21 protein-coding genes and 2 pseudogenes are annotated in these 26,433 nt (G+C 55.6%); 9 read left to right on the forward strand and 14 right to left on the reverse strand.

The window, feature by feature from the left end; genetic code table 11:
• Nucleotides 1-293 (forward strand): annotated as a pseudogene (locus OLTU_RS32435) (chemotaxis protein CheA); the annotation flags it as partial.
• Nucleotides 294-301: 8 nt separating this feature from the next.
• On the opposite strand, the gene OLTU_RS20010 reads toward OLTU_RS32435, so the two are convergent.
• The 4 genes from OLTU_RS20010 to OLTU_RS20025 form a co-directional block, all read right to left on the reverse strand.
• Nucleotides 302-850 (reverse strand): lysozyme inhibitor LprI family protein, encoded by a 549-nt coding sequence (locus OLTU_RS20010; RefSeq protein WP_141734524.1) that lies wholly within the window; start codon nucleotides 848-850, stop codon nucleotides 302-304.
• A gap of 247 nt (nucleotides 851-1,097) precedes the next feature.
• Entirely contained in the window at nucleotides 1,098-2,618 is a 1,521-nt protein-coding gene (locus OLTU_RS20015) for a hypothetical protein (protein WP_141734525.1), read from the reverse strand.
• Between the two features lie 491 nt (nucleotides 2,619-3,109).
• The gene (locus tag OLTU_RS20020) at nucleotides 3,110-3,511 is read right to left on the reverse strand and encodes a DUF2384 domain-containing protein (RefSeq protein ID WP_141734526.1); all 402 of its coding nucleotides are present in this window, start codon (nucleotides 3,509-3,511) and stop codon (nucleotides 3,110-3,112) included.
• A gap of 336 nt (nucleotides 3,512-3,847) precedes the next feature.
• Nucleotides 3,848-4,642, reverse strand: a complete 795-nt coding sequence (locus tag OLTU_RS20025) for a hypothetical protein (protein ID WP_141734527.1) — start codon at nucleotides 4,640-4,642, stop codon at nucleotides 3,848-3,850.
• Between the two features lie 440 nt (nucleotides 4,643-5,082).
• Between OLTU_RS20025 and OLTU_RS32945 the strand changes: the two genes are divergently transcribed.
• A complete protein-coding gene (locus OLTU_RS32945; protein ID WP_281181241.1) occupies nucleotides 5,083-7,224 on the forward strand; it encodes a hypothetical protein in 2,142 nt (713 codons plus the stop codon).
• 48 nt (nucleotides 7,225-7,272) lie between these two features.
• On the opposite strand, the pseudogene OLTU_RS33255 reads toward OLTU_RS32945, so the two are convergent.
• The 5 genes and pseudogenes from OLTU_RS33255 to OLTU_RS20060 all read right to left on the reverse strand — a co-directional run.
• A pseudogene (locus OLTU_RS33255) lies at nucleotides 7,273-7,746 on the reverse strand (hypothetical protein); the annotation flags it as partial.
• 240 nt (nucleotides 7,747-7,986) lie between these two features.
• Nucleotides 7,987-8,298, reverse strand: coding sequence for a Rieske (2Fe-2S) protein (locus OLTU_RS20045; RefSeq protein ID WP_141734528.1), 312 nt, complete (start codon nucleotides 8,296-8,298; stop codon nucleotides 7,987-7,989).
• The gene (locus OLTU_RS20050) at nucleotides 8,295-8,744 is read right to left on the reverse strand and encodes an iron-sulfur cluster assembly scaffold protein (RefSeq protein ID WP_141734529.1); all 450 of its coding nucleotides are present in this window, start codon (nucleotides 8,742-8,744) and stop codon (nucleotides 8,295-8,297) included. The genes OLTU_RS20045 and OLTU_RS20050 overlap by 4 nt, the downstream gene beginning before the upstream one ends.
• An 8-nt stretch (nucleotides 8,745-8,752) precedes the next feature.
• The gene (locus tag OLTU_RS20055; RefSeq protein ID WP_218110153.1) at nucleotides 8,753-9,946 is read right to left on the reverse strand and encodes an aminotransferase class V-fold PLP-dependent enzyme; all 1,194 of its coding nucleotides are present in this window, start codon (nucleotides 9,944-9,946) and stop codon (nucleotides 8,753-8,755) included.
• A 346-nt stretch (nucleotides 9,947-10,292) separates the two neighbouring features.
• Nucleotides 10,293-10,991 (reverse strand): sterol desaturase family protein, encoded by a 699-nt coding sequence (locus tag OLTU_RS20060; protein ID WP_141734531.1) that lies wholly within the window; start codon nucleotides 10,989-10,991, stop codon nucleotides 10,293-10,295.
• 223 nt (nucleotides 10,992-11,214) lie between these two features.
• Here OLTU_RS20060 and OLTU_RS20065 point away from each other — a divergent pair, with 223 nt between their 5' ends.
• The 3 genes from OLTU_RS20065 to OLTU_RS20075 all read left to right on the forward strand — a co-directional run bounded on the left by OLTU_RS20065 (nucleotide 11,215) and on the right by OLTU_RS20075 (nucleotide 16,064).
• On the forward strand, nucleotides 11,215-11,880 hold the full coding sequence (locus tag OLTU_RS20065; protein WP_176736789.1) for a DUF4360 domain-containing protein: 666 nt from the start codon (nucleotides 11,215-11,217) through the stop codon (nucleotides 11,878-11,880).
• Between the two features lie 207 nt (nucleotides 11,881-12,087).
• Nucleotides 12,088-14,754, forward strand: coding sequence for an Hpt domain-containing protein (locus OLTU_RS20070; RefSeq protein WP_176736790.1), 2,667 nt, complete (start codon nucleotides 12,088-12,090; stop codon nucleotides 14,752-14,754).
• 110 nt (nucleotides 14,755-14,864) lie between these two features.
• On the forward strand, nucleotides 14,865-16,064 hold the full coding sequence (locus OLTU_RS20075; protein WP_176736791.1) for a M48 family metalloprotease: 1,200 nt from the start codon (nucleotides 14,865-14,867) through the stop codon (nucleotides 16,062-16,064).
• Here OLTU_RS20075 and OLTU_RS20080 read toward each other — a convergent pair.
• The 3 genes from OLTU_RS20080 to OLTU_RS20090 are packed head-to-tail and all read right to left on the reverse strand — an operon-like array spanning nucleotide 16,061 to nucleotide 18,703.
• On the reverse strand, nucleotides 16,061-17,272 hold the full coding sequence (locus tag OLTU_RS20080; RefSeq protein WP_141734535.1) for a hypothetical protein: 1,212 nt from the start codon (nucleotides 17,270-17,272) through the stop codon (nucleotides 16,061-16,063). The two genes, OLTU_RS20075 and OLTU_RS20080, sit on opposite strands and share 4 nt — an antisense overlap.
• A complete protein-coding gene (locus tag OLTU_RS20085) occupies nucleotides 17,269-18,237 on the reverse strand; it encodes a hypothetical protein (protein ID WP_141734536.1) in 969 nt (322 codons plus the stop codon). The genes OLTU_RS20080 and OLTU_RS20085 overlap by 4 nt, the downstream gene beginning before the upstream one ends.
• A gap of 13 nt (nucleotides 18,238-18,250) precedes the next feature.
• The gene (locus OLTU_RS20090; protein WP_141734537.1) at nucleotides 18,251-18,703 is read right to left on the reverse strand and encodes a hypothetical protein; all 453 of its coding nucleotides are present in this window, start codon (nucleotides 18,701-18,703) and stop codon (nucleotides 18,251-18,253) included.
• Between the two features lie 156 nt (nucleotides 18,704-18,859).
• On the opposite strand from OLTU_RS20090, the gene OLTU_RS20095 reads away from it, so the two are divergent.
• Both OLTU_RS20095 and OLTU_RS20100 read left to right on the forward strand, forming a co-directional pair.
• Complete coding sequence (locus OLTU_RS20095; RefSeq protein ID WP_176736792.1) at nucleotides 18,860-20,482, forward strand: AMP-binding protein; 1,623 nt, start codon at nucleotides 18,860-18,862, stop codon at nucleotides 20,480-20,482.
• Nucleotides 20,479-20,907, forward strand: a complete 429-nt coding sequence (locus OLTU_RS20100) for a hypothetical protein (RefSeq protein ID WP_141734539.1) — start codon at nucleotides 20,479-20,481, stop codon at nucleotides 20,905-20,907. Before OLTU_RS20095 ends, OLTU_RS20100 begins: the two co-directional genes overlap by 4 nt.
• Nucleotides 20,908-20,925: 18 nt before the next feature.
• Here OLTU_RS20100 and OLTU_RS20105 read toward each other — a convergent pair whose 3' ends face one another.
• Nucleotides 20,926-22,026 carry a citrate synthase gene (locus OLTU_RS20105; RefSeq protein ID WP_218110154.1) on the reverse strand — a complete coding sequence of 367 codons (1,101 nt, stop codon included), beginning with the start codon at nucleotides 22,024-22,026 and terminating at the stop codon, nucleotides 20,926-20,928.
• A gap of 205 nt (nucleotides 22,027-22,231) precedes the next feature.
• Here OLTU_RS20105 and OLTU_RS20110 point away from each other — a divergent pair, with 205 nt between their 5' ends.
• Together OLTU_RS20110 and OLTU_RS20115 are read left to right on the forward strand one after the other, a co-directional pair.
• Nucleotides 22,232-23,899 carry a M14 family zinc carboxypeptidase gene (locus OLTU_RS20110; protein ID WP_141734541.1) on the forward strand — a complete coding sequence of 556 codons (1,668 nt, stop codon included), beginning with the start codon at nucleotides 22,232-22,234 and terminating at the stop codon, nucleotides 23,897-23,899.
• Nucleotides 23,900-23,920: 21 nt separating this feature from the next.
• Entirely contained in the window at nucleotides 23,921-25,183 is a 1,263-nt protein-coding gene (locus tag OLTU_RS20115) for a citrate synthase family protein (RefSeq protein ID WP_141734542.1), read from the forward strand.
• A 9-nt stretch (nucleotides 25,184-25,192) separates the two neighbouring features.
• Here the strand turns inward: OLTU_RS20115 and OLTU_RS20120 are convergent, their stop codons facing one another.
• Nucleotides 25,193-26,287, reverse strand: coding sequence for an RCC1 domain-containing protein (locus OLTU_RS20120; protein WP_141734543.1), 1,095 nt, complete (start codon nucleotides 26,285-26,287; stop codon nucleotides 25,193-25,195).
• Nucleotides 26,288-26,433: the final 146 nt, after the last annotated feature.

The following is a 26,433-nucleotide window of genomic DNA, read 5'->3' on the forward strand; positions in this document are numbered from 1 at the left end:
GTTTGGCCCGTGGTCTGCTCAAGGCTGCAGATGCCGCCCATGGCAGTAAGATAGCCGGTTTGATATTCGACTCCGGTCTTTCAACAGCCAACCAGGTGACGGACATTTCGGGCCGAGGGGTCGGCATGGATGCTGTCAAACGGTATATTCAGGAATGCGAAGGCGATATCAGGATTGAACTCCTTGAGGATCGGAAGACCAACCCGGATTACTGCCCTTTCCGCTTTGTGATGGATCTGCCGTTCCATATGTTTGATGATGATCAGGACGTTATCGGCAGGGCAGCTGCATAAGACAGCTTCTAGTGTTCGATCAGTGACATCACCAGGGTAAAGGACTTTCCTGGTGGATATTTGTGGATGATCTCTTTCACGGCGAATTGGACTCCTATCTCGTGCTGATAGAACTCCTTTTCGTAAGTTTCCTTGAGCAGATAATAGTAGGTCGGCCCCCTTTTCCCGACAAAGCTGACTTCGTATTTCGCCCCCGTGTCTACTTTTTGCAGATTGATATTGAGCTTACCGCAGTTGAGATACCGGGAAATCACGCGCACAGCGTAAAAGCCCTCGTCTCCATTCATCCCGCGCACCATGGGAAGAAAGCATTCGGCGTCCGGTAACAGAGGTTCGGCGGGTCCATCATGCTTTTCATAAATGGCCCCGAATATGCGCGCATACTGCTCACGCAAGCAGTTGCCCAGGGCCGTCTGATTATTGCAGCTGTCCCGTTCCTTCAGCCAACTTTGGTATTCCTTTTTGAAGGCACCATCATTTTTTTTCTGGACATAGGTTTTGGCCAGTATCAGATCCCAGCGGGCGAACTCGTCGTCCTTGCAGATTACTTTTTCCACGTTGCTTCGGGCGTTCTGACAGTCAAAAGATGGTTTCGTGTGGGCAAATGATAGTGAAGCCAGCAGGCAAGCAGGGATCAGGCACAAACTCTTCATCAGGGTCTCCCTCACGTGGTCTTAACCCTGACTTGTTTGCCATAATGCTCGATCTATTGGCCAGTGAATTTCTGGAAATGGCGCCGGTGGCCTGATGCCATCTCACGGCTGTGATCGCAGCAGTCGATTACGGCCGTGAGACGGGCGTAGGTTACTTCAGGAAATAAGGTGTCGCCACCGCACTGCGGCATTGCCAGTTGAAGCTGCGAAGCTGGCCGACTTCTCCCTGGTTTGAAAAACCTTGAACAAGCTCTCTGGCTACTTTTTCCAGACCGGCATCCTGCTTTCCACCATGATGCCAGGCCATGGCCACGACATAGGCACTCTCGCCCCAGTGTTCATTATAAGGATCGACCTCACCGCGTTTTTTATCCATTCCCATCCAGTAATAGGGCTTGCCATTGGCATCCCGTCCTCGTTGGGCGATCACGCGTCCGAGCTTGACGATGGAATCCCGCACGGCCGCAGCACGGCTGCCTCCAAGCTCGGTGGCATAGGCATCCAGGCCATCGGCGAGGATCGCGCTCATCCAGGGACTACAGCCCGGATAGCCATATTCCTCATCGTGAGACGCAGCGGTATGCGCAAAGCAGCGGGCATCAGGTTGGCTGTTGCCGTAGTCATTTGAGTTTTGCAGGGCGAGGAAGGCGTCGACATCTTCGTTGGCTCGTTCTGTGAATTCAGCGGCCTTGTCATCAGAAACCAGAGCAGCCCAGACATTGGCGAGAAGTTGAAAGCCGGCATGGCGCTCGGTCCAGAAACCTCCTGAATAGCGGGGTTTCCACAAGAGATTGATGCTCGTTGCGATATCCTCAGCGCTTTCGCGGTATCGCTCATCACCCGTGAGGAGGTAATGAATCGCCATGTTTTGAGCATAGTAGTATTTCAAATCCTTGGACTTGCCTGGTACGGCGATGGTGAGGGATGATCCACTGCCGCGAATCCCGCTGCGATAGATTGAGGTTTCCCGATAGGCGCTCGTCAAGGGACCGATGTTTCCGGTGCGGGCATAACCTCGGTACATGACGGTGCCGCGGTCATAGAGCCAGACGTCGGCGGTGCTGCTTTTGGCTTGAAACGCATCAACATCGTATTTTGCGTAATCGCAGAGCTTGTCCCATGCTTCGAACGGTGTCCCGCGCACGCTCTCTGAAGTCACGAGCGGACCTAAGGCGCCGCTGGCGCTCAACCATGAACCTGGGAGCGTGGCCCATACGCGGGGTATTTCCGCTCCATTCGATTCCACCAGTGTGTCGGCGACGGGAATGGCGGTGATATCAGGTGTGCCTGGGGCTTTGCCGATGTGGACGATCACCGAGGTTTTTTCACTGATTTCTAGTTCGAACTGTATCTGCACACTGCGGATGCTTCCATCCGGATAGAGGGCAAGCGAGTGACGGGCCGTGGGCAGCTCGACGTCATTATGAAGAACCTGAACCAACGCAGCATCTTTCAGCTGCCCTGGAAGCAAAGGAACTGCGAAATTAATCCGTTGCCGTCCTGATACACCTGATCGCGGTTGGAGTTCAACCGTCAGGGTATTGGTATCAATTTTGCTTTCGTCATTGGCCTCAAGGGCTTTCGTTTGACTCCTGTCCGCGAGACCGCAGGAGGCTATCAGAATGGGTCCAAACAATAACAAGCCGCATTTCAGTACCTGAATCTTCAACATGATTCGCTCCTCAGTTCGATGACGCTCCATGGCGTCGGCCCGATTCTGGATTTACCGCAATCCACGAATCGTTCCTTGCCCAAGGCTTTGGTTTCAGGAAAAAAATTCACGTGTCGGCTTGGAGATTGACCGGAATTCCGTCACCAGCCTTGTAAAGCGTCGAGTTTATGAACAGGCAGCCTGTCGTGAAGATTGGTAGCATTGCATGGGAAATAACGCAAGAGCAGTCAAAGTCTGACGCAGGCGGGTGACAGGTGATGGAAAGTGTTGATCCAGGCCGTCAGGAATCTACGGCAGTTCATATCGCTCCACAGCGAATATTGACTTTGCTTCTTCATCGTCTTTCACATAGAAGCAAAAGTTCAGCCCCTCTCCTGAGGGATCGGCCGTTGACGGGAAGCGTATGCATGCATTCGGCCTGGAATCGGTTCCAGTCCTTCTCAGAAAACTCTGCAATTTTTTCAAAAGAGACGTTGGAGCTGATCTTGATCTTAGATCGATTTGAAGGTTTCCGAGTCATTGATCAGGTTCTCTTGAAATTCGTAGACGGTGGAGCCGTTTCCGCCCATCACAAGGGAAAATGGCGTCATGTTATAGAATCTACGGCTTGGCGAAAAAAGCCATTCCATGACCGCTTTTTCATCGCCTTCAAAGAGAACGAAAGCATTATCGATCACACGGGTCAGCTCCCTCAGCCTTTGTTGAATTTTCTGGGGAATCCGAACCTTTTCCTGATAGAGGGTCGATCGATTGACATCCAGTTCCCGCGCCATGGCCTTTGCTGTGAAGCCGGCAAGAGCTGAAAGTCGACGTAGCGTCTCACCACGAACGGCGGTTTGAGCCGGATCCGCCCACAGCTTTATCCTGACCCGAATCTTTTCAGCGTTTTGCATGACATTGTCCTCATAAGCCGATTCAACCTGGCCTCAATTTCAATGATGCCACAAGTCTTATCGGATGACACAATCCCCAAGGGTTGGGAGGGAATATGGGGACGGCTTCACGGCAAGCCCGGGGGGCCCGTTAGGCAATTCAATGTTTTACCAAGCGCGTGAGCTCGTTGAGTCCCAGTCGCCTTCGTCCAATTCCTGGCTTGAAGGAGATGATGCTGGTGAAAGAAGCGTCTGAGTTTGTGGAAGAGGTGGAGTGATGCGTAGGATTCCCGGGCGTGACGGGAACAAGAAACCCCGCCTCGCAGCGGGGTTTGTGATTTCGTGAGAGCTTGGGTGTTAATCTTCGGTTTTGAAGCCATATGAAAGTGGGACTTGAAGTGGCAACGAAACGCTGTCCGGAAAACTATAAGATTTTGTTATTGCGTAGGCATCGAGTGGAGTGTCTGCACCCAAGACGGTACATGTAGCGTCTGCGGCGCGAAGCGACTTCATGACTACGCCCGACTCCAAAGTCTCTGTACCTTGGGTAATAACATATCCGGATTCTGATGTTCGCAAAATAGTTCCGCCGGGAAGGGGTCTATTTACGTAGCAGGTACCGCTACAGGTTGTATCAGTATAAGCACACACAAAAACCCTATCGATTTCCATTATCACGCCGCTGCTATACATTGCTGGCAACACGTACTCACCAGTTTGCAAGTTGATTCGGGCAAAACCACCATTTGGAAAGAGAACGAGACCAAGCGAGGCTTCCATCAAGACACCTATGCTTTTGCTGTTCTTATCAAAAATCCAAATCCCCGAATTTGCAGGCGATCCTGCTTCACCAATTTCGCCCTTTTCGCCCTTTTCACCCTTTTCACCCTGGTCGCCTTTTTCCCCTTGGTCACCTTTTGATCCCGTGATTTCGACGAATGACGTTCCATTACAAACATAAAGTTTTGATTGCTCTTCGACCCAATACACGCGGGACATCTCTTCAACCGAACACGTTGGAAGATCGGTGGGCGTTGCCACCACAGTAGTCAGAGCAGAAAGGTCATTTTCCTTACTTTCTTTCTTCCCACAAGATGTCAGGAAGAGACTAGACATGATCACACCGGTTAACACATGGTTTGCAGCTCTCATCGAAATTTCTCCCACTCTTATTTAGTAAGCACCTGCCAGGCGCATGCACCATTACACACACAACCCTTGAAAGCAGATGTAGAACTAATGCCGTCTCCTACCGCGTATACAATCATTCCTGCTGTTGTTGGGGTGCAAGCTGGGATGGGAGGGTTACCACTCCCGACCTTGGTAATACTATCCTTACCAGGCTCACCTTTATCACCTTTGTCACCTTTTGGACCCTGAGGACCAGCGGGACCAGCAGGACCAACTTCACCAGCTACACCCTGAGGACCTGCAGGACCGACATCACCCTTGGGACCCTGAGGACCAGCAGGGCCAACAGGACCAACTTCACCAGCTACACCCTGAGGACCTGCAGGACCGACATCACCCTTGTCGCCTTTGGGACCGGCTTCACCTTGTGGGCCCTGAAGACCAGCTTCACCTTGTGGACCTTGAGGACCAGCAGGACCAACTTCGCCTGCAAGACCCTGAGGACCGGCTTCCCCCTGATCACCCTTATCGCCTTTGTCACCTTTGGGACCAGCAGGACCAATGGGACCAACATCACCAGCCACACCTTGTGGACCCTGAGGACCGGCTGGACCCATTTCACCTTGATCGCCTTTGGGACCAGCAGGACCCACGTCACCTTGATCACCTTTTGGACCCTGTGGACCAGCAAGTCCTTGTGGGCCTTGCGGACCGATTGGACCTACTTCACCCTGTGGACCAGCGAGACCTTGTGGACCTTGCGGGCCGACAGGACCCACTTCACCCTGATCACCTTTGGGCCCTTGTGGACCAACAGGACCAACTTCACCCTGGTCACCTTTTGGACCCTGGGGACCAACTGGACCCATTTCACCAGCTACACCCTGTGGACCAGTTTCACCTTGTGGGCCTTGAGGACCAACAGGACCAACTTCACCCTGGTCACCTTTTGGACCCTGGGGACCAACTGGACCCATTTCACCAGCTACACCCTGTGGACCAGTTTCACCTTGTGGGCCTTGAGGACCAGCAGGACCAACTTCACCCTGGTCACCTTTTGGACCCTGGGGACCAACTGGACCCATTTCACCAGCTACACCTTGTGGACCAGTTTCACCTTTAAGGCCTTGAGGACCAGCAGGACCAGTTTCACCCTGTGGACCAGCAGGACCAACTTCACCTTGGTCACCTTTTGGACCCTGGGGACCAACTGGACCCATTTCACCAGCTATACCTTGTGGACCAGTTTCACCTTGTGGACCTTGAGGACCAGCAGGACCAACTGGACCCATTTCACCAGCTACACCTTGCGGACCAGTTTCACCCTGTGGACCTTGAGGACCGACAGGACCAACTTCACCCTGGTCACCCTTATCGCCTTTGGGACCTTGTGGACCCATTTCACCTGCTACACCCTGTGGACCAGTTTCACCCTGTGGACCTTGAGGACCGACAGGACCAACTTCACCCTGGTCACCCTTATCGCCTTTGTCACCTTTTGGTCCTTGTGGACCCATATCACCTTTGGGACCAGCTTCACCCGCAAGACCTTGTGCGCCTTGAGGACCAGCAGGACCTATATCTCCCTTGGGACCTTGAGGACCAGTTTCACCAATCTGACCCTGAGGACCGGCTGGGCCGACTTCACCTTTGTCGCCCTTATCACCTTTCAAGCCTTGTGGACCCGTAGCACCGATCTCACCTTTCAAGCCTTGTGGACCCGTAGCACCGATCTCACCTTTGGGACCTTGAGGACCGGCTGGGCCGACATCACCTTTGTCGCCCTTATCACCTTTCAAACCCTGTGGACCGGTCGCACCGATCTCACCTTTGGGACCTTGAGGACCGGCTGGGCCGACGTCACCTTTGTCGCCCTTATCACCTTTCAGACCTTGAGCACCGATCTCACCTTTGGGACCTTGGGGACCAACATCACCCTTGTCGCCTTTATCACCTTTCAGACCCTGAGGACCCTGAACACCAGGGATACCCGTGGGACCAGTCTCACCTTTGTCACCTTTGGGACCAGCAGGGCCGACATCACCCTTGTCACCTTTGGGACCAGCAGGGCCGACATCACCCTTGTCACCTTTGGGACCAGCAGGGCCGACATCACCCTTGTCACCTTTGGGACCAGCAGGGCCGACATCACCCTTGTCACCTTTGGGACCAGCAGGGCCGACATCACCCTTGTCACCTTTGGGACCAGCAGGGCCGACATCACCCTTATCGCCCTTATCACCTTTCAGACCCTGCGGACCAACCGCACCGATCTCACCTTTGTCACCTTTATCACCCTTGTCCCCTTTCAAACCCTGAGGGCCTTGAGGACCGGGCATACCCGTGGGGCCAGTGGCACCCTTGGGACCAGTATCACCTTGATCGCCTTTGTCACCCTTGGGACCTTGCGGACCGACGGGACCGGCAGGACCGGCAGGACCTTGCGGTCCCTGAGGACCGGGGACGCCCTTACCCCACTTCTCCCACAGATGGCTCAATCGGAAATCATGCTTCACTTTCAACAGGGGAACTTTCGTCATTTGCGAAAGGTAAGCACCTGGCGCAAGTCCATACTCGCTCTCTTCGTTGAATTGCATAGATAGATCATCGTTGGTAACAAGAATCAAACCAGGGTTCCGCTTGGAAGCGATCGCTTCCTTCACATATTTCGTGATCGGAATCTCAATCATCCTCTTGGAATGGCGATCGACGGAAACCGCTGCAATTGCCCGCCATTCCCAGTTCGAATGATCGAGCATGTCACGGTCATCATCCCACGACCAGTTATTGTTGCGGTAGGTCCACTCCGACGAAGCTTTCACGACGTAAATCGTGCCGTCGCCAGACGTGTTATGAGGATACAGTCCGATCGTGGCCGACTCGATCTCTTCAGAGTTCGAGAAGCGGCTCAAATCAAACCAAAGATAAGTGGCTTTAAGTTTGTGGCGGGAGCCATGAACCTGAAGCTTGGTTCCCTCGTTGTCAACCTTGCCTTTGTCGACATCTACGGTAATAGCCTTCGTCGCTGGTTCCAGCTGGACTATGGACGTTGCCATAACTGTCGCGCTGAACAAAAGGGAGGTGGTTGCAATTACAACCTGACTGAATCGTTGCAGAGCCTTCATAACGCCCCTTTCCCATCGAATTGAATGGCTTGCCTCAACCTCTAATGAGTGAAAGGGGACAAAAGCCTTTTCGGTGTTGGATCAAGGAAGCTAAATGAGGGAAGTTTCCGCCTGCAAATACACGAAGATAAGCCGGGCTTATTCTTCCAGCCCAGCCAAACTGAATTTTTACTTTAGGTATGCCTATGAAACGATTGAGAAATATTCAGAAGCGAAAAGCGACAGACTGGTCCATAACAATTAGATTTGCACTTCCACCTGTCCCGCGGTTATCCGTGTGGGTCGACTCTGCAAAGGCTCGGTCGCAGGAAAGCAAAGCTCCCGTCCATCATGACAATCAAAGGCGGCACCGTGCGCATGACAAACCAGAACACCCTGCTGAATCTCACCAAACTCCGAGAGCTTGATCGCCTGGTGGGAACAGAGATCAACAAAAGCTGAAACGGAATCACCACGCCGAATCAAAATATAATCTTCCGAAAGATGCGAGAAGGGTATGATTTCATTTTCGGGCATGTCCAGAAGCGCGCCCACCGCAATCCATTCCTTCATACCTGAGCCGCCTCGTCCTGAGACCAACTGGCCAGAATTTTTTCCAGGGCCTGCCACGGCAGACGCACACAACGCGAACGCACTGGATAATCACGCAGCCCATCAAAGATCTGCCAGACGGTTTCAGCGCTCGGCTCGACGCCTTCCTTGCTGACCTTTTGAAACTGATCCAGACAGACGCCAGCCTCGGCCGCGGAAACATTTTGCAGGAGCATGCTCATCAGCGAGGCGCTGGCAATGCAGAGGGAGCAGCCGGCTCCCGTGAACTGAAGACTGCGGCGGCCCGGTTCCGCCCCATCCGTTAAAAACACCTCAACATGATCCCCACAGGTGCGATTGTGCTCTTCAGCCGCATACCACACCCTCTCCGGCTTTCCAAAGAAACGCGGTTTCTTGTAGTGATCAATGATGACCGCTTTAAATTCAGGGTCCTGTGACTTCTTCATCCACCCGCTCAGGCGAAAAGTTTTTCCGCTTTGTGCAAGGCAGCCACGAAGCGGTCGATATCATTCTCATCGTTATACAGAAACGGCGCCACGCGCGCGGTCGCTGGCACTCCGAAGAGTTCCATCAAAGGCTGCGCACAGTGATGGCCGGCCCGGATGCAAACCTGCTCGCTGTCACAGATGGCGGCGAGGTCATGCGGATGAATGGAAGCATGGGCGAGGGTCACGAGCCCGATCCAATCCGGTCCTGGCTCAATCATCAATTGAACCTTGGGGAAGTGACGCTTCAGCTCGTCCACCAGCGTCATGCCGAGCGAACGATCATGGGCCAGAATCCGGCCCTGATCCAGGGTTTTCACAAACTCAAAGGCAGCGCCAAGCCCCACCGCACCTGCAATGTTCGGCGTGCCGGCTTCAAACTTGCTCGGCAGCACATTCCAGGTCGAACCGGTGACGCTCACCCGCTCGATCATATCCCCACCGCCTTGATACGGCGGCATGCGTTCCAGAAGGCTCTGCCGTCCATAAAGAACGCCGATGCCGGTGGGACCAAAAACCTTGTGCCCACTGAACGCATAAAAATCGCAGTCCAGGGCCTTCACATCCACAGGCAGATGCGCGATACCCTGCGCCCCATCAATCACGGTCAGGGCGCCCACCGACTTTGCGAGGGCAACCAGTTCCCGCACGGGATGTTCAATGCCCAGCACATTGGAAATATGGGCAAACGCGATGATCTTGGTGCGTGGGTTCACAAGGTGCGCGGCTGCCTGCATATCCAGGCGCCGGTCCTTGTTCAAAGGAATAAAACGGACCTTGGCTCCGTGACGATCCGCCACGATTTGCCAGGGCACGATGTTGGAATGATGTTCAGCAATGGTCAAAAGGATTTCATCGCCGGGCTGAAGCACAAGCTGGCCAAGCGATTGGGCCACGAGATTGATGGCTTCGGTGGTGCCTCGGGTGAAGATGGTTTCCGTGAGCGCCGCGTTAATGGCGGTCGCCACCAGCTCCCGGGCTCCTTCAAAGGCACGGGTGGCTGACTCGGACAATTCGTAAACACCGCGATGAACGTTGGCGTTCTCGGCACCATAGTAGCGATTCATCCGATCGATCACGATCTGAGGCTTTTGACTGGTCGCCGCACTGTCCAGGTACACAAGCCCTGGATGAGCTGCGAATATCGGAAATTCTGCTCTCAAAATGCTACATCCTCTATGGGATCAGGCCGCAAGGCCAGATCGGTATTGGGACTGAGACCCCTGATTTAGCGAACGAATCCGGGCGTCGCAAGCAAAATATGGGTTTTCTTGAGTGCTTTGGTCAAGTATTTTCGGGACTTTCGCAGCAATTCCGACACAGCTCAGCCCTCCATGTCGGCTCCTCACGGCGGCCCGGGCCGGAACCGCCGCCTAGAGGGTGTTGAAAAGGCCCCTCATTCTGCGTTGCTCGGTCAGCTCTGCTCCTCATGTACCAGCGTGTACACTCCGGTGCTCGCCTCACTCGCGCCTTGCCTGAGAGGCCTTTTCAACACCCTCTAACTGGCTGTTATCGAACCTTTGACGTGGTCAGACGGGACAGGCTTGCCGGCGCAGGTTTAACGGCCGATTTGAAAACAAAGTCCCAAAGCGGGTACACCACACCAAAATTATGACTGGCCATATACCGGGGATCATGGTGCAGGCGGTGAAATTCCCGCTGATAGCGCATCCAGCCGATGCGCATCACCCAGTGATCCTCGGGCAGATGCGAACAGAAATGCACGAGTTCATAGAGTAAAAAATAGACGGCCCCCATGCCGGCCCCGATCCACCCTGCATTCGGGCCCATCAGGGCCCAGAAAATTCCGTACAAAAGGGGCGCCCCCACCAGGATATAGCCGATGATCGCAAAGGGCGGAAAGAGCATGATGTGAAAATCGCGGGTGTCGCGCCAGGTCACGCAGGCATCTGTAAAAAAGCGGTGATGCTGCAGGCTGTGAATTTTGAAAGTGAAACGGGAGACGAGGCGCATGGGCCGATGCAGCGGAAATTTGTGGATTCCATAGACCGCCAGCTCGCCAAGCAGAAGCATCAGAGGAATCAAAAGTAGATCCAGCCAACCCGGTTGCTGCACACGGCTGAATAAAAAGATGGCAGTGGCGGAAAGACTGGTCAGTGTGAACGTCAGATGCAGCACGCCTGAGTAATGACGTGGAATCACCTGGTCCCGATAATTTTGCCGATACTGCTCGATTTGATAACTCATGTTTCCCTCCTTGAACAACTGGAAACCCGAATATAGCACCGAAATTCACGCGAATCATCTTAGCAAATCTTAGCCTGAAACCCTTGCCAGCTGTTCCTTTGCTGACAGAACAGAATCTTTACACCAAAACCCCCTTATCGCAAGCAATTACCTTGTTCATCGAACTCAAGCATAGCAATATGGGTTCAGGAAATGACTCCACATCCATTAAATGAGGTTGGAAATGATCGTTGGAAAATGTCATTGGCTCGTTGCGTTAACTCTGCTTTCTGGTCACGCGTTTGCAGAAGAGAGAACTCCTGTGGATCCGCTGGATGGCGTCCCCGTGCTGGTTCCATCTGAGCCGATCACCATCGAAAACATTCAGTACAATGGTTCCGGTTGTCCATTCGGCACCGTGGCGCAAAACGTGTCGGATGACAAGCAGGCCTTTACCTTGACCTTCTCGGAATTTTTTGCCGAAGCTGGTCCCGATGTGAGCCTCGCTCAAGGCCGCAAGAACTGTATTGCAACGGTGACCTTGCATATCCCTGCGGGCTGGCAGTATTCAGTGGCTGACTTTTACTATCGCGGCTTCATGCAACTGGACGAAGGCATCAAGGCGGAACATTCGGTGGACTATTCCTTCGAAGGCCAGGGTCGCACCAGCCGTTTCGAATCGATCATGAACGGGCCCTATGAAAGCGATTACGTGTACTCCGACAGCGTGGGCATCAGCTCCACGGTCTGGTCCCCCTGTGGCGTCAGCCGCGCTTTGAACCTCAACACCAAAATTCGGGTGAGCAACAGCAACAAACGGAATTTTCCGGATGCCCGCGGTTTTATCACCAATGACTCCGTTGATGGCCAGATCACACAGGTCTTTGGCCTGACCTGGCGCCCTTGTTGATAAGGACTCAGCGTCCGTCCACCTGAAAGCCGGCGGAGGGTCACCCCCCGCCCGCCCCCACGATTTTTCGAAGGGCGACGGTGGGTCTACTCCCGGCCGCCCCCGCGATTTTTCGAAGGGCGACGGACGCTTACCCTCCGTCCTTTCCTTGCATAGAGCGCCGCACTGGGCTAGCATTTTGGAATGACTTCATTTTCAGGAGCATCCATGCCAGCCCGGTGGATTTGGGTATTTTTCATAGGCTTTTTCAGTTTTGGCAAAACTTCCTACGGCCAGACGCAAGCCCCCGCATTCTTCCAAGCCTGGCAGCTCACCGAGGACGCAAGCGGACAGCAGGGCTGGCACGAATATACGGGCGCGGCCGTACCCTTTGGTTTCAACCGCATCGTTTGGCTGAAACAGACCCTGCCCCAAATCGAGACCCACGATCAGGGGCTTTTTTTCGTCAACGGCCTCGAAGCCCTCGAAGTTTATATCGATGGCACCCCGGTATACTCCTACGGTGATTTCTCAGGAGCCTGGTCGAGCGGAACATCGCAGCGCTGGCATTACATTCCTCTGAAACCCGAGCACTCCGGCAAGGAGCTGCGCTATCGCACGCATTACATGATCAGCTATATGACGCGAACGCTGTACCCCACGATTCAATCGAATGCTCATGTTTACGCCCGGCAGTGGCAAAATTCCATCATCTTCACTCTCCTTTCCGGAGCCTTTGGCGCTCTGGCCATCATCTGCCTCACCATCGCCGCACAAAGGCGACGTTTCGATATCTTCTTCCACTTCGGCGTTCTGACCTTTTGCGCCGCAACCTGGACCATCTTCAATCAGGATTCCCTGATCAAACCCTTTACTGGCGTGCCACCCGAGCTCTGGCTGACCTTGGATCTCTGCGGCCTCTATATCGCCGTGCCGGCCCTTTTCACGTTTTTCACCACCGTCCTGCAGGATAACTCTCGCGTGGTCGTGTTCACCACACGAAGCATCTGGAGCCTCGCGGCTCTCGCCTATTTCTGCCACTTCGCCAACCTGATCCATTTCTGGTATCTCCTGCCGATCCTGCATGTGCTCGTCATGCCACTCATCGTTATTATTCCGCGCATGGTCATCGCCTCATTTCGCAAGAACAAGGAAGCACGCTATCTGATCCTCGGCAGCGTGGCGGTTTCGCTATCAGGCCTCCATGATTTCTTGCGTTACCTCATCTACTCGCCCTTGGTGCAAATGCTTCCTCTGGGAGTGACCTTCATGTTCGGCTGCATGGTGGCGGTTCTAGCCTACCGTTATCGCAGTGAACAGGCGCAGACCATTGCCACGCAGGCGAGGCTGCTCGATGACATTCAAAACCTGAACACCCAACTGCAGGATCACGTCCATAAGGTGGAGGCCATCGTCGAGGAAAAGACCATGGAAATTCGCTCCATTCTGGGCCACATCCAGCAGGGCATCTTCATGATCGAAGGCCGCGAGCTGCGCCTCAACCGGGAATATTCCGCGCATCTGGAACATCTGCTGAATGAAACCCAAATCGGCGGCCGCACGTTCCGCTCCACCTTCCTCGATAAATGCCGGTTCGGATCTGACCAGAAACAGACTCTGCTTTCCATTCTGGAACTGGCGATCGGGGAGGATGAAGCCTGTTTTGATCTGAATGCCGCGAACCTGCCCCAGGAGGCAAGCCTCATCTCCCGCGATAGCCCGTGCATCCTGGAACTCTCCTGGGCTCCGATTCTGGATGAGGCCGGGATCACCCAGAAAATTCTGGTGACCGCGCGTGACGTGACACGCTTCCGTGAACTGCAAACCGAGGCGGCACGCAGTCAGGAGGAAATGCATCTCATTCAGATCATTTTCACGCAAACGCCCGAGCGCTTTGCCCGCTTCTTGAAAGCCTCGCAAACTCTGCTGGATCAGATCGAATCCCCAGTGGCTCATTTGGAATCGGCCGTATCGGACGAACTGCGCTTTATCTTCCGCAATCTGCACACCCTGAAGGGCAACGCCCGCTCCTTCGATCTGAATCAACTCGCTGAACTGGCCCACGAGACCGAGCAGAATCTGATGAACACGAACTGGACAGCCTTGCGCGAGAACGTCGCGAACATGCGCGAGATGCTGAACCAGTATCATGTCGTGCTGCAGGACAAGATCGGCTGGAATCGGCATACCGATCACATCATGCTCGATCGTCGGCAGCTGGAAGAGTATTTCCTCGAAGCGCGATCGACGCGTGATCTGGAGGACCTGCTTTTGCCGCAGACCTTTGTCAGCGCCCATCAGGTGATCTCGGATGTTTTCAATAGTATGCAAAAGGTGGCCGAGGATCTGGGCAAGGAAAAACCCATTCTGAACCTCGAGGCGGACGGCGTGTTCTTTCCCCGAGCCACCGAGGAGGTGCTCATCCACTGTCTGGGACACCTCTTCCGCAATGCCGTGGATCATGGAATCGAAAGCAAAGACGAACGCGAGAAGCTTGGCAAAAAACCCTTCGGCAGCATCAGTGTCCAGTTGCATACCCGACATGATCGCCTGCTGATATCCTGCAGCGACGATGGACGGGGCCTGGACCTCGTGGCCATTCGCAGCCGGGCCGTGGCCCGGGGTCTGATCCAGCCGGATGAAACGCTGACCGAAAGCCGGGTGGAGGAGCTGATATTTTCCAGCGGCTTCAGCACCAAAAAGCAAACCAATCTGATCTCCGGTCGCGGCGTGGGACTGGACGCCGTACGCGGCTTCCTCCGCGATATTCATGGACAAATTCATCTCATCATTCGCGAGAAAGAATCCTCCACGGACCTTTGGACCTTTGCCTATGAACTGAGCTTGCCCGCCGGAACATGGCTGAGTCGTCTCTTCCAGGGTCGAGCCGCTTAAGGCATTCTGCATTTTACTCTTAAGCTTTACCGAAAATTGCCGATAACGCGCTCAACTTCTGGACCGGTCTGAAGTTGAAACACATGAATTCTAGTGGAGCGGCATTTCCTATGGAAACCACACATCGTGTTCTTTTCTTTTCCGGCCTTTGGCTCAGCCTCGCAGCCTGTCAACCCTCAAGCCCCGAGTCCAGCTCATTGGACCATATCCTGGGCCAGACCACCCGACCCCGTTCAGCCCTCACGTCCTGCACCAAGGGTGACGCCACCAGCCCGGCGATCAGCTATATGCAAACTCTTCTCAACAAACTCATGAGCGCGAATTCCGGCACGTTTCAAGGCATCCTGGCTCCGTCGAAATTCTGTCTGCAGCTGGACCAGGATTCCGAAATCAATGGCGTGGCCTACATCGGCAATGGGGAAATCCACATCACCTCGGGACTTCTGAAATCCGTGACCTATGATGCCGATGTCGCTGCGGTCCTGGCTCATGAGCTGGCTCATGTTTCCATGAATCATGTTTACGATCTGGAAAATGACAAGGTGGTCGTAGGAAGCAAGGTCACAGAATTGAACGCCGAGCTGAAACAAAAGCAGGAGGACCTTCAGAAGCAGCAGGCAGACTATTTCCAGCCCCTGGCGGATGCCCTCAAGGCGGATATGGGATTTCTGGATACTCTGAAAGAAATACCTGCCCTCTCCTACATCTCATTCAGCATCGACGACATACGCACGGTTTTGCAAACCACCAGCCCCAGTCTGGAGCAAAAGGCCAGTCTGCTCAGTGGCCTTGAATTCATTCGCGGTGAAGTTGAGTTCGATCCCGAGAGCAAGGCCGCCATGGAAGGGGACAGCGGCTGGCAGAATATTGTGAAGATTCTCGATCAAAGCGATCGCGAACTGGCTCCCATCCGCAAAAGTATCGAAGACACGCGCAAAGCCCTGAAGGACATCCCTCGGGATGACCTGATCGGGGATGGCGCGGGCGCTTCCAAAAACTGGAAGGAACAGGAGGCGGATGAGGTGGGCTATGAATTTTATCTGCGTGCCGGCTTCCGCCCTGATCGCTTCGCCTCGATCCATAACCTGCTGATGGCGCAGAGTCGCAGCGATAAGGAATGCGAAACCCTGCTCTCCTCGGGACAGCTTCCACCGCGCGGGTTCGCCTCCCATCCTTCCTCCTGCTGGCGCATCCATAACATCAATCAACGCGAAGCGCTGAAGCATGCGGATGCCTACAAGCCCTTTCTGTCGAATACCACGGTCACCGTGGAGGAAGGCAAGCTGGAGACGGTGAAAGACTCACTCTAGTCCACGTTTTTTCCCGGCATCCCTGCTGTCTCCAGGCGCTGCGCCTCCTGTTGACAAAGCTCCCGATCCAAACGCGGTCGATAGCAGGGAGCCGCCCCCTGGGAAATCTGCTGCAGAAGGTCCTGCAGCCGGCTTCCCGGCTCATGGGACGCAGGCGGTTGGCGTTCCTTATCCTGCATCATGCGCAGCGCCTTCACATAAAGTTCCACAAAGCGCCCGCGAGCCTCGGACCAGGCCTTGGCATCCGCGGCGGCGGGCTCCAGTGCGATACCGGCCAGCGCAGGTTCCACTTCATGATAAGCGATGATTTCCGGCTGCGAAAGAAAGGCCTGCGGCAGAGTCCAATCAAAATGTCGGGTTAATTTTTTCAGCCGTTTTTCCCAGGCGGGAATCGTGGCATTTTTGAATAAACGGAACGCATCGAGACAGGGCGCGGGAGCATCCGGAGAACAGTCCCGATGGCCTTCATTGAGGAGCCTCGCATTGATATCGCGTGACTCCTTCAGAAAAATCTCATAGCGCAGACGCACAGCGCCCAAGGCGATCGAATCATCCGTGTTGGCGTCCACATCCAGCGCCAGAACCTGGGGTCCCAGGCGCTGCTTATCCTCGGGACTTTTGTAGATCCATCGCAGCACCGCGGCCATGCCAAGCGTATAGCTGGTTCCCGATAAAAAACCGGTGCCACAGGTCTGCACAAAAGCATTCACATGTCGGGCGCGATCTGTATCCCCTGCGGCCAGAATATTCTGCGCGAGCTTCTGCGCCTCAGGCGTCAGCTGCAACTTCGCGCGGCTTGCGGGGTGAAAGCGCAGGGTTCCGCGTGGCCCCTGCACCAGCAGCACCTTCGCCACATCGCGCTCTCCCGCCAGGATACGTTGGATCGCTTCAAAGGGCCGGGATAATCGCAGGCCGGTGGCCGGAGCAAAAAAACTCTTTTGAAAGAAACCGAAAATGCTCTCCAGCTCCGCCGCCGTCACGGCATCTTTCATTTCCGTCCGCAGTTCGCCTTGAGTTGTCATTTCATAGTCATCAGCATTCAGGGAGGAGACATCCAGACAACTCATGCCCGTGAATTCCTGGGTATGCGCATCATAAGCGGTGCCGATCAAAGCCGAGGGTTTGACCGGCGCTTGGCGCACAGTCGAGGGCTGAGTTGTTTTGCAGGCACAGAGAACGAGGAGCGGACCCAGGAGGATACGTGTCATGTCCCTTCCAGATGCTGCAGGAGTCTCTTGTAATGTTGTGTCAGCTGCTTGAATCGATCCTCACTGCCACCGCGATCCGGGTGCAGGGCATGAGCCATCACCCGATAGCGCTGGCGCAGATCATCGAAACTGGGCAGCGTTTTGAATTCCATGAAACGCAGCGCCTCACCGATCACAGGCGGCAATTGGGAACGCGGCGGAGGAGGAGGTGGCGGTGGTTCCTGCCGCGCGCCCTGACGTCTCTGCCGGCCCGGGTCCTGGTGCTGCTGTTGCTGCTGCCGAGCCTTGTTCGAGAGATACTGAATATGCAGAGCATAAAGAAAGGATTCCGATCGGGCCCAAAGCTGTTCATAGCAGCTTTCGAGTTCGCGCTGACAGGTCTTGATCCTTTGGGCGATCTGACTGCCAAACTTATTGAGCGCCGGGGATTGCAGGGCATCCGGAATCGCTTCCGGCAGCTCGTCCAGGCGCACGTCGGCAAAGGGCGACGGCAGTTGATTGATTTGTTCCAGCCGTCGGTTCAAATGCAGGAGCCGACCCCAGAGCGAAAGCGCAGGATCATAATCCGAACAGGAAACCTGCCGATTGCGCCAGAGTTCAGGCAGAAGATGCCGCACGGCCACCGCCCGACATTCATCAAAGCGGGCGAACACGGGCTCTTCAAACACAGCCACGGCGAAGGGTCCGCGTTCCGCTGTGGAACTATGCCGGAACCAGGCCTGAGGCCGATCGATCGCAAGAATGCCCAGACGATGCTGGAACGTCTGCTGCAGGAGTTTGATATCCTGAGCCAAGGCTGCAATACGATCCAATCCATGCGGAACGGGATTGCAGAGAGCCACCCGCAGACAGCGGGTGAAGTGCACTTTGCTTTCTTCGATGCAGAGGACGCGATCGAGCGCCAGGGGAATGGTGGTGGCGCTCTGGAATGCGGGTTCAAACCAGTCGAGACTCGGGACTCCCATGAGTTCTCCCTTGTTAGCTGCGCCGCCGCACCTGCTCCAACGTCACAGCCAGGTCATTCAGATCCTCGGCAACTTCCTGGAAGGCATCTCCCTTACGGAGAACCACGCGGGATCCGTAATTGCCATTTTTCAGCTCACGAATGTGCCGACGGAAAGCGTAGGTCGGTCCTACCAAACGGTGGGTAAAGAAGATGGACACAGCCACGGTGATAAAGAAATAGATTGTGGTCCCGATCGCCACCCAACCGATGAGGCCGCGCACGTAGGACTTCAGGATATCCGTCACTTCCTCGCGCAGATCGGTCAGCTCCAGGACCAGATCATAGAACTTGTTGAAGTTTACATAAAATATCGCCACCAAAGCGAGGCAGAAGGCCAGCGATAGCAGGATGGAATAAAGTCCCAGTCGTATTTGCAAAAGAGGCTGCAGCATGAAATTGCTGAGTTTCCGCTTGTGAGAAGACATAGACCTACCCTCTCCTGTTCAAGGCCTTTAATTGGCTTCTTCTATTGTGCCCTCTTGGGCGCAGACTGACAATACGCCACAGTTCAAGATACTTGGAAAAAACTCGAAACCCTGCGTTCTCTAATGGTAGAATCCCGGGAAACAAGGGGACGGACCGTGCCGATCGCTTCGATTCCGACCGGAAAGACCATGCTGGACTGCTTTGCAGCTGCCGCCGCAGAATTCGCCGATCGACCGGCCTATTCGCAATTCGGACGGACCTTGACTTTCCGTGAAATGGATCGGCTCAGCACCCGGGTCGCGGCCTGGCTCCAGTCGCTGCCCGGCGTGAATCCCGGCGATCGCGTGGCGATTCAACTGCCCAATGTCCTGGCTTATCCGGTGATTGCGTTTGGGATCATCAAAGCCGGCCTCGTGATGGTGAATACCAATCCCCTTTATACCCCCCGGGAAACCCAACGTCAGCTCGTCAATGCCGATATCAAGGTCTGGTTTGTGGCCGAGACAGCCGCCTACATGGTTTCGATGCTCGCCCATGAACTGCATGACCCCACCGTGGTGATCTGTGAACTTTTCACGCTCCAACCCCGCTGGCGGCGCTGGGGCATGCAATTTCATCTGCACTATCGAAAACGGGCCGTGGCGGATTATGAGCGCCGGCGATACAAGACCCTGGACCAGGTCCTGCGGCTTGGCAAAAGGCAGCCCTGGAACAAGCCTGAGCTGAAACCCGAAGATCTTCTGATGCTGCAATATACCGGGGGTTCGACCGGCGTTCTGAAAGGGGCCATGCTCACCCATGCGAATATCGTCAGCAATATGCATCAGGTGCTCAGCTTTTTAGGGGGCAGCATTGCGCGTGGCCAGGATACGATCATTGCTCCCTTGCCGCTCTATCATATCTTTGCCTTTACCGTACACTGCGGTATGCCTTTGCTCGCGGGAACGCACAATGTTCTGATTCTGGATCCCACCGCGATGGGTATCTTAATCCGCGAGCTCCTGCACTATCCCTTTGCCGCCATCACCGGCGTGAATACGTTTTTTTATAGTCTTCTGCGCATGGACACCTTCCGCGCCATGGACTTCAGCCATTTACGCTTCGCCATTGCCGGCGGCATGAAACTCGATCCCAAGGTCGCGCGGCATTGGGAGGACGTCACCGGCCGGCCCATCCTGGAAGGCTTCGGCATGACAGAAACCTCGCCGGTGGCCAGTTTCAATCCCCCCGAAGCCAACCACATCGGCAGCATTGGCCAACCGGTGCCCGGTACTGAAATGAAACTGGTCGACACCCAGGGCCATGACATTCACACGCCGCATACTCCGGGTGAACTCTGGATCCGCGGCCCGCAGGTGATGTCCGGCTACTGGCGCAACCCGGAGGAAACAGCCCGGCATCTGACCCACGATGGCTGGATGCTCACGGGCGACATTGCGACCTTCGATGAGGAAGGCTACTGGTTCATCGTCGGGAGGGTGAAACGCATGATTCTGGTGTCCGGTTTCAACGTCTATCCGAATGAAGTGGAGGACGTCGTGCGGCTGCATCCCGATGTGCTCGACTGTGAAGTGACGGGCGTACCCCATGCCGTGAGCGGGGAAACGGTGAAGGTCCGCGTCGTGTCCCACAACAAGGGGCTCAAGCCGCAGGACATCCGCGAGCATTGCCGTCGTTTTTTGACCAGCTATAAATTACCCAAGCACGTGGAATTTGTGGACAGCCTTCTGAAAACAGCGGTAGACACAAATGAAACAAAATCAGGAGGCATTCGATGAAACGTGCAGCAGTATTTATGGGTAGTCTGCTTATCGCCGGCGCAGCCGAGGCGGCCTGGGTGGTTCAAGCGGAAGCGCTGGCCTGTACCGATGATTATAATCCCTGGGGGCACAGCGGTCAGTGCCGCTGTCCGGAAGCCACCGTGTACAACCAGAAGATTGGCGAATGCCTGGCCGGCGTGCCCTATCCCATCCTGGTTTCCGGGGTGATGCACAGCAAGGACGCGCTGACCCAGGGCGTGAGTCTGGAAACCCAGTACGGAACCTTTCATCTGGTTGTGAAACTGGCCGAATTGGAAAAATTGCAGAAAGCGGACGGACTTTACTTCGAAGCGGACGGCGAATTCGTGCTGATGCCGGCCGGAGGCAAAGGTGAGCCCGCGCGTCCGACGATTATCGTCGAAAGGCTGGCCTGGCTGGAGTGAAGCGTCCGCCTGGAACCCTCAGTCCAAACTTAAATCCTGCGGCCCCACATACTGCGACTGGGGGCGCACCAGACGTCCAAATTTTCTTTGTTCGTCGACATGCGCACACCAGCCGGCCACGCGTCCTATGGCAAAACACGCGGAAAAGAATTCCGCCGGTAAACCGATCGCATCGAGCAGAACCGCGGTGTAAAATTCCACGTTGGCCTTCAGAGGACGATCAGGATACCGCTCCTGGAGCAGCGCGGCCGCCGCCTTTTCCACCGCCCGAGCCAGCGTGAGGCGTGGGGATTTCACGCCGGACTGTTCCAGGCGTTCGATCGCTTTTTCCAAAACCGCCGCCCGTGGATCACGCACGCGATAAATCCGATGGCCCATGCCCATAATGCGCCGGCCCGCCTGCAGCTCCTCTTCCAGCCAGGCCCGCGCGCGATCGGGTTCACCCACCGCGGCGAGCATGTCCAGCACCGGTCCCGGCGCCCCGCCATGCAAGGGACCTTTCAAAGCGCCGATACCCGCCACCACCGCCGAAACCATATCAGAACCGGTGGACGCCACAACCCGCGCGGTAAACGTGGAGGCATTCATGCCGTGATCCATAACCGTTATCAGATACGATTCCAGAGCCTGAACCCTGGCCGCATCCGGCTTTTGCCCCTGAATCATGCGCAGCACATCCTCACCATGACCGGCGCTGGCATCCGGAGGCAGAGGATTCATTTCATGACGCCGCCGTAGCCAGACCGCACTGGCCACAGCCGTGGCCGCGCAGAGGGTCAGGCTTTGCTCCCAGGCATCGTCCGCAGTATCTTCAAAGGCAGCCAGAGCATAACGGAGAAAATCCATACTCGATTCCGGACCATCCGGCAGAGCCGCGATCCTCGGAAACACCTCGACCCGCTTCTGCCCAAGCTTCTGCTCCAGCGCCTCACGTTCCCGAGGCGTGGGCCTTTGTCCCCACCACAGAAGATGCAGGACTTCACTGTAGGTGAGAGTGCCGCTGAGTTTTTCAATATCATAACCGCGCAGGAGAAGCCGCCCGGCCTCGCCATCCACAAGACTCAGCTGGGTTTCTGCGAACATGACGTTATCCAGACCACTGACCTTGAGCGTATTCATGATGAACCTCATCTTTGGGAGGTGTTTCCCGACCTGACAAAGGCATCTTCGGCAGAAATTCGGCATTGATCAATCTTGATTTTTCAATCAACATAGCGATTCTTTGTAAGGCTTGAAAAGTTCTGAATGTTGTTGGCAAGCCCCCACACGAGCGTGTTACTTAGGGAGGGCCAAATATCGCCATCATTTCTGCTGTTGAGGTTCTATGACATCCCAAGTATTGCCGGTGACCCGCGCGGAAGCCACTGACTATCGTGAGACGACACGAAGCGCCGAGGTTCTGGCCTTTATCGACGAACTCTGTGCCGCAACGCCCCTGGCCCACCGTATCTCGCTCGGGCTCAGCAGTCAGGGGCAGGATATCGCCGCTCTTGTCGTCAGCGATCGGCTATGCTTTACGCCCGAGTTGGCTCATAAACAAAAAAAATGCATCGTCATGGTGGAAGCCAACATCCATGCGGGGGAAGTGGAAGGCAAGGAAGCACTCCTGGCCCTGGCTCGCGACCTGACTCTGACCAATCTCGGCCGCAATATTTTGAATCGCATCTGCCTCGTCCTCGTGCCGAATTTCAATCCTGACGGCAACGATCACATCAGTCGGGAAAATCGCAAACTCGATCTTGCCAACCTCGAAGGGCAGGACGGCCCGGAATCAGGCGTCGGCATTCGCTACAGTGGCGAGGGCTTCAACCTGAATCGGGACAGCATGAAGCAGGAGACGCCGGAAACGCGTTGCATGGCACGCTTCTATCAGACCTGGTGGCCCCATCTTTTCATCGACTGTCATACCACCGACGGCAGTCTGCACGCCTTTGATCTGACCTTTGATACCTCGCGCGGCAATGACAATCTTTTCGCCCCCGTGCGCGGTTTTGCCCGCAGCATGCTGGAACGCGTGAGCAAATCCGTGGAAGCCAAACATGGCTTCCGCAGTTTCTGGTACGGAAATTTTGTTCAGGAAAATGACCCCACTTCCGGCTGGCACACCTACCCGGCTCTGCCCCGTTTTGGAAGCCATTATCGTGGTCTTCTGGGACGTCTCGATGTGTTACTCGAAACTTACAGCTATCTTCCTTTTGCCAAACGCTGCGAGGTGATGCGCGCCTGGCTTCTCGAACTCTTTCGCTTTGCAGCCCTGAAACGCGAACCGATTATAAAACTGATGCAGACCGAGAGAAGGCGTTTGGAAAACCGGGCCCGCATCTACGATCCTTCCCTGCGCATGGCCATCAATCACGGGGTCGCACGGCAGTCGCCGGACAATGCCCTGGTTTTTGAATATCCCGCCTATGCCTTGCATGGTGATACCGCCAAAATTCTTTCCTATGACATGGAAAGTCTGCGCTCGCGCCGTTATCCCGGCCGCCGTCAGAAAACCTATAAAGTTCCGCATCGGCGCAGCCCGATTCCCACGGCGGAGGTCAGCGTGCCGATCGCCTACCTGGTCCCGGCCTCCTTGAGCGCACGACTTGAGCAGCATGGGATCACCTTTGAACCGCGCGCGGCCGGCACGCTTTATAGGGCCGAGCGGTACCGGATCCTCGCCCGCGAGGAAACCTTCAGTCCCGATGTCGCGACGCATGTCCCGCGCCCCGGTGAAAGTGAAATTCCCTTGAGTCAAAGGCCACAGCCCAAACGTTTTGAAACCGTTCTCACCGTGCGCGCGGAACGCTGTGATTATACAGTGCCCGAGGGTTATCTCTGGGTTCCCGTCGCGCAAAGGGCCGGCACGCTTGCAGTCTATCTTTTGGAACCGCATGCGGATGATGGTCTGGCCCGTTGGCAGTTTTTGGATCAGGATCTGAACGTCGGCGGCATCTATCCCATCATTCGGGTTTTGGACCATGCGGTGCCACCCCGCAAGGCGGAATGAGATCGGTTCGAGGAGAGTCCCATGGCTGGAAGAAACACCAAGGACAAGTCCATGCTCACGGCCAGCGAGGCCTGCGCCTTGCTTGGCATCAAAGCCCAGACCCTTTATGCCTATGTCAGTCGCGGTCTTTTAAGGGCGGAAACCCATCCGGGGCGAACCGGGAAACTTTATGCCCGGGATGATATTGAAACCCTGCTGGCGCGCAGCCGCGCCCGTTCCGGTCATGGCCCCACCGCGGCCAGTGCCATGCGCTGGGGCGATCCCATTCTGGATTCCGCGATCACATGCATTCAGGCCGGACAAATTTATTATCGTGGCTATGCGCTGCGGGAACTTTTGCGCAAGGGCATCAGCTTTGAACAGACCGCGGAACTCCTTTGGTCCGGAGATCTTCCGCATCACAAGGTCCAGTGGACGGCGCTGCCGATTGAAGTCCCCAGCGCTGGCCTGGAAACCAAGGCCTCCCTTTCGCGGCGCCTCCTGCATCGGCTGGCAGGTCTTGCCCTTTTGGATCCGGAGGGAGGATCGGATGAACTGATTGATCAAACGCTCAGGCGGGCGCGTGGTTTGATTCGTCACACGACCGATGCCCTGTTTCCCATCGCAACTCAGGCGGGTGGATCCCTGTCCCAACGCATGGCTACGGCTCTGAATCTGGAGCAGAGTGAAGCGGTGGAAGCCATTGAAACTGCGCTGCTGGTCAGCGCCGATCATGAATTGAATGCTTCCACCTTTGCGGCCCGTGTGGCTGCATCCACCGGAGCGGATCTTTATGCCAGTCTCCTGGCTGCGCTGGCGACATTTTCCGGACGCCATCACGGTCTGGCTTCGATCGAAGTGCATGCCTTTCTCACGGAACCACCGGCGGGCTGGTCACGGCGCAGGCAGCTCAACGCCTGGATGGAAGGGGGTCAGCTGCTGCCTGGCTTTGGTCATCGTCTTTATGCGGAAGGTGATCCCCGGGTGGAACCTCTTTTGCAAAAAGCGCGCACGCTGGCGAACGCGCGGAAAGGGGAAGCCTCGCGTTGGATGGACGAGGTTGAAGGTGTTTTAAACCTGGCCAAAACCATGGGCTCTCCAGCACCCAATTTGGATTTTGCGCTGGTGGCTGTGGCTTTGGCTCTGGATTTGCCGCGTGAAGGGGCGGCGACCCTTTTTCTGATCGGTCGCCTTGCGGGCTGGACCGCGCATATTCTGGAGCAAAGACAGCAGGGATTTTTGCTGCGACCGCGGGCCCGTTATGTCGGTCGCGCGCCCATGACGGCCCCGAATGGGAACGGTTGAAAAAGGCGTTCACATCGGGACGGGGAACACTTCAGGCTCCGTACCCCAGCAGAAAAATTCCCCGGTGCTGAGTCTGGAACAGGTGCGTTCAAGGCTCGCCACAATGTGAGCGGACGCCACTGGCAGGCGGACGCGCAAGGGAATCAATCCACCCTGCGTCTCGGAACCCAACGCCGGAGCGTCGCCCCAACACCAGACCGTCCCATTCACGAGCTGGGCACAGGAATGCCTTGCGCCCAAAGCCAATGCGGTTGCCTTGTCAGGCAGGCCACGCACCACCTTGGGTTCCATAAAACGCTTGCCTTCGACACCCAGCTGCTGATGACTGTTGCTTCCCCAGCAGAGGACCTCACCCGCGTGATTGATGGCACAGGCATGATGGGCGCCAGTTTCCAGGAACGTCGCACGCCCGGAGAATCCGGCAATGGCCACGGGTTCCTCCTCTTCCTGCAAGGCGCTGCCCAGTCCCAATTGTCCCTGACTGTTGTCACCCCAACAGAAAATGGCGCCGGTATCCTCACGCAATCCACAGGAAAATCCTTCACCGGACCGCAGGCTTTCCATGGAACGCAGACCTTTGACCGGAGTCAGGTTCAGCGCCCGGCTGGTGGCGCTCAGAACGCCACAAACGATTTGACCATCCGAAAGCAGACCGCAGACCTTGTCCTTTTGCAGGGATAGCGAACGCAGCCGTGAGCGGATTTTTCCGCTTAACAGGACAGCATCCTGATCGATCTGTTCCGGAGCCTGTGTGGTCTGAGGCTGCCAACACAGGACCCGATTTTCCAGCGAAGACGGCCTGACTCCAATGCCGCAGGTCACAGTGGAACGCGCCACGAGATCACGCAGCACCGGTATTTTTCCTGCCGCCCGCAAGGTCTGCCAGCGGGCAGGCGTGTTGTTCTGAACCGGGGCTTCCGCTCCCAGACAGAGACCCTGTCCTTTGCGATTAAGCACACAGGCATAGTTCGCACCCAGGGCCAGAGGCATGACCTTTCCGGAAGCTGCATCCGAGACATAGTCATTCAGCGTGCTGTTGGGCTTGTCCGTGGAACGGCAAGCCAGGAGCAGCGATAAAAGGACAAGCGAGGGAAATAAACGCACAGAATTCTCCTCCTGCCCTTATTGTGACTGATCCTGGGAGCGAGAGTGAGCGTCTTTTTTCTGGTGTTTTCATAAATAGCGCGGGTTTTCTTCAACAAATGCTGCATTAATAAAATTTTATAGAACCCACACGACAGCCATGCCTT

This window comes from Oligoflexus tunisiensis (assembly GCF_001748245.1).
Lineage (GTDB): Bacteria > Bdellovibrionota_B > Oligoflexia > Oligoflexales > Oligoflexaceae > Oligoflexus > Oligoflexus tunisiensis.

Coding starts and splice junctions, on each gene's coding strand:
- OLTU_RS20015 (WP_141734525.1), bottom strand. CDS start 2,618: ATGTTGAAGATTCAGGTACTGAAATGCGGCTTGTTATTGTTTGGACCC.
- OLTU_RS20020 (WP_141734526.1), bottom strand. CDS start 3,511: ATGCAAAACGCTGAAAAGATTCGGGTCAGGATAAAGCTGTGGGCGGAT.
- OLTU_RS20025 (WP_141734527.1), bottom strand. CDS start 4,642: ATGAGAGCTGCAAACCATGTGTTAACCGGTGTGATCATGTCTAGTCTC.
- OLTU_RS20045 (WP_141734528.1), bottom strand. CDS start 8,298: ATGAAGGAATGGATTGCGGTGGGCGCGCTTCTGGACATGCCCGAAAAT.
- OLTU_RS20050 (WP_141734529.1), bottom strand. CDS start 8,744: ATGAAGAAGTCACAGGACCCTGAATTTAAAGCGGTCATCATTGATCAC.
- OLTU_RS20060 (WP_141734531.1), bottom strand. CDS start 10,991: ATGAGTTATCAAATCGAGCAGTATCGGCAAAATTATCGGGACCAGGTG.
- OLTU_RS20065 (WP_176736789.1), top strand. CDS start 11,215: ATGATCGTTGGAAAATGTCATTGGCTCGTTGCGTTAACTCTGCTTTCT.
- OLTU_RS20070 (WP_176736790.1), top strand. CDS start 12,088: ATGCCAGCCCGGTGGATTTGGGTATTTTTCATAGGCTTTTTCAGTTTT.
- OLTU_RS20075 (WP_176736791.1), top strand. CDS start 14,865: ATGGAAACCACACATCGTGTTCTTTTCTTTTCCGGCCTTTGGCTCAGC.
- OLTU_RS20080 (WP_141734535.1), bottom strand. CDS start 17,272: ATGACACGTATCCTCCTGGGTCCGCTCCTCGTTCTCTGTGCCTGCAAA.
- OLTU_RS20085 (WP_141734536.1), bottom strand. CDS start 18,237: ATGGGAGTCCCGAGTCTCGACTGGTTTGAACCCGCATTCCAGAGCGCC.
- OLTU_RS20090 (WP_141734537.1), bottom strand. CDS start 18,703: ATGTCTTCTCACAAGCGGAAACTCAGCAATTTCATGCTGCAGCCTCTT.
- OLTU_RS20100 (WP_141734539.1), top strand. CDS start 20,479: ATGAAACGTGCAGCAGTATTTATGGGTAGTCTGCTTATCGCCGGCGCA.
- OLTU_RS20105 (WP_218110154.1), bottom strand. CDS start 22,026: ATGAATACGCTCAAGGTCAGTGGTCTGGATAACGTCATGTTCGCAGAA.
- OLTU_RS20110 (WP_141734541.1), top strand. CDS start 22,232: ATGACATCCCAAGTATTGCCGGTGACCCGCGCGGAAGCCACTGACTAT.
- OLTU_RS20115 (WP_141734542.1), top strand. CDS start 23,921: ATGGCTGGAAGAAACACCAAGGACAAGTCCATGCTCACGGCCAGCGAG.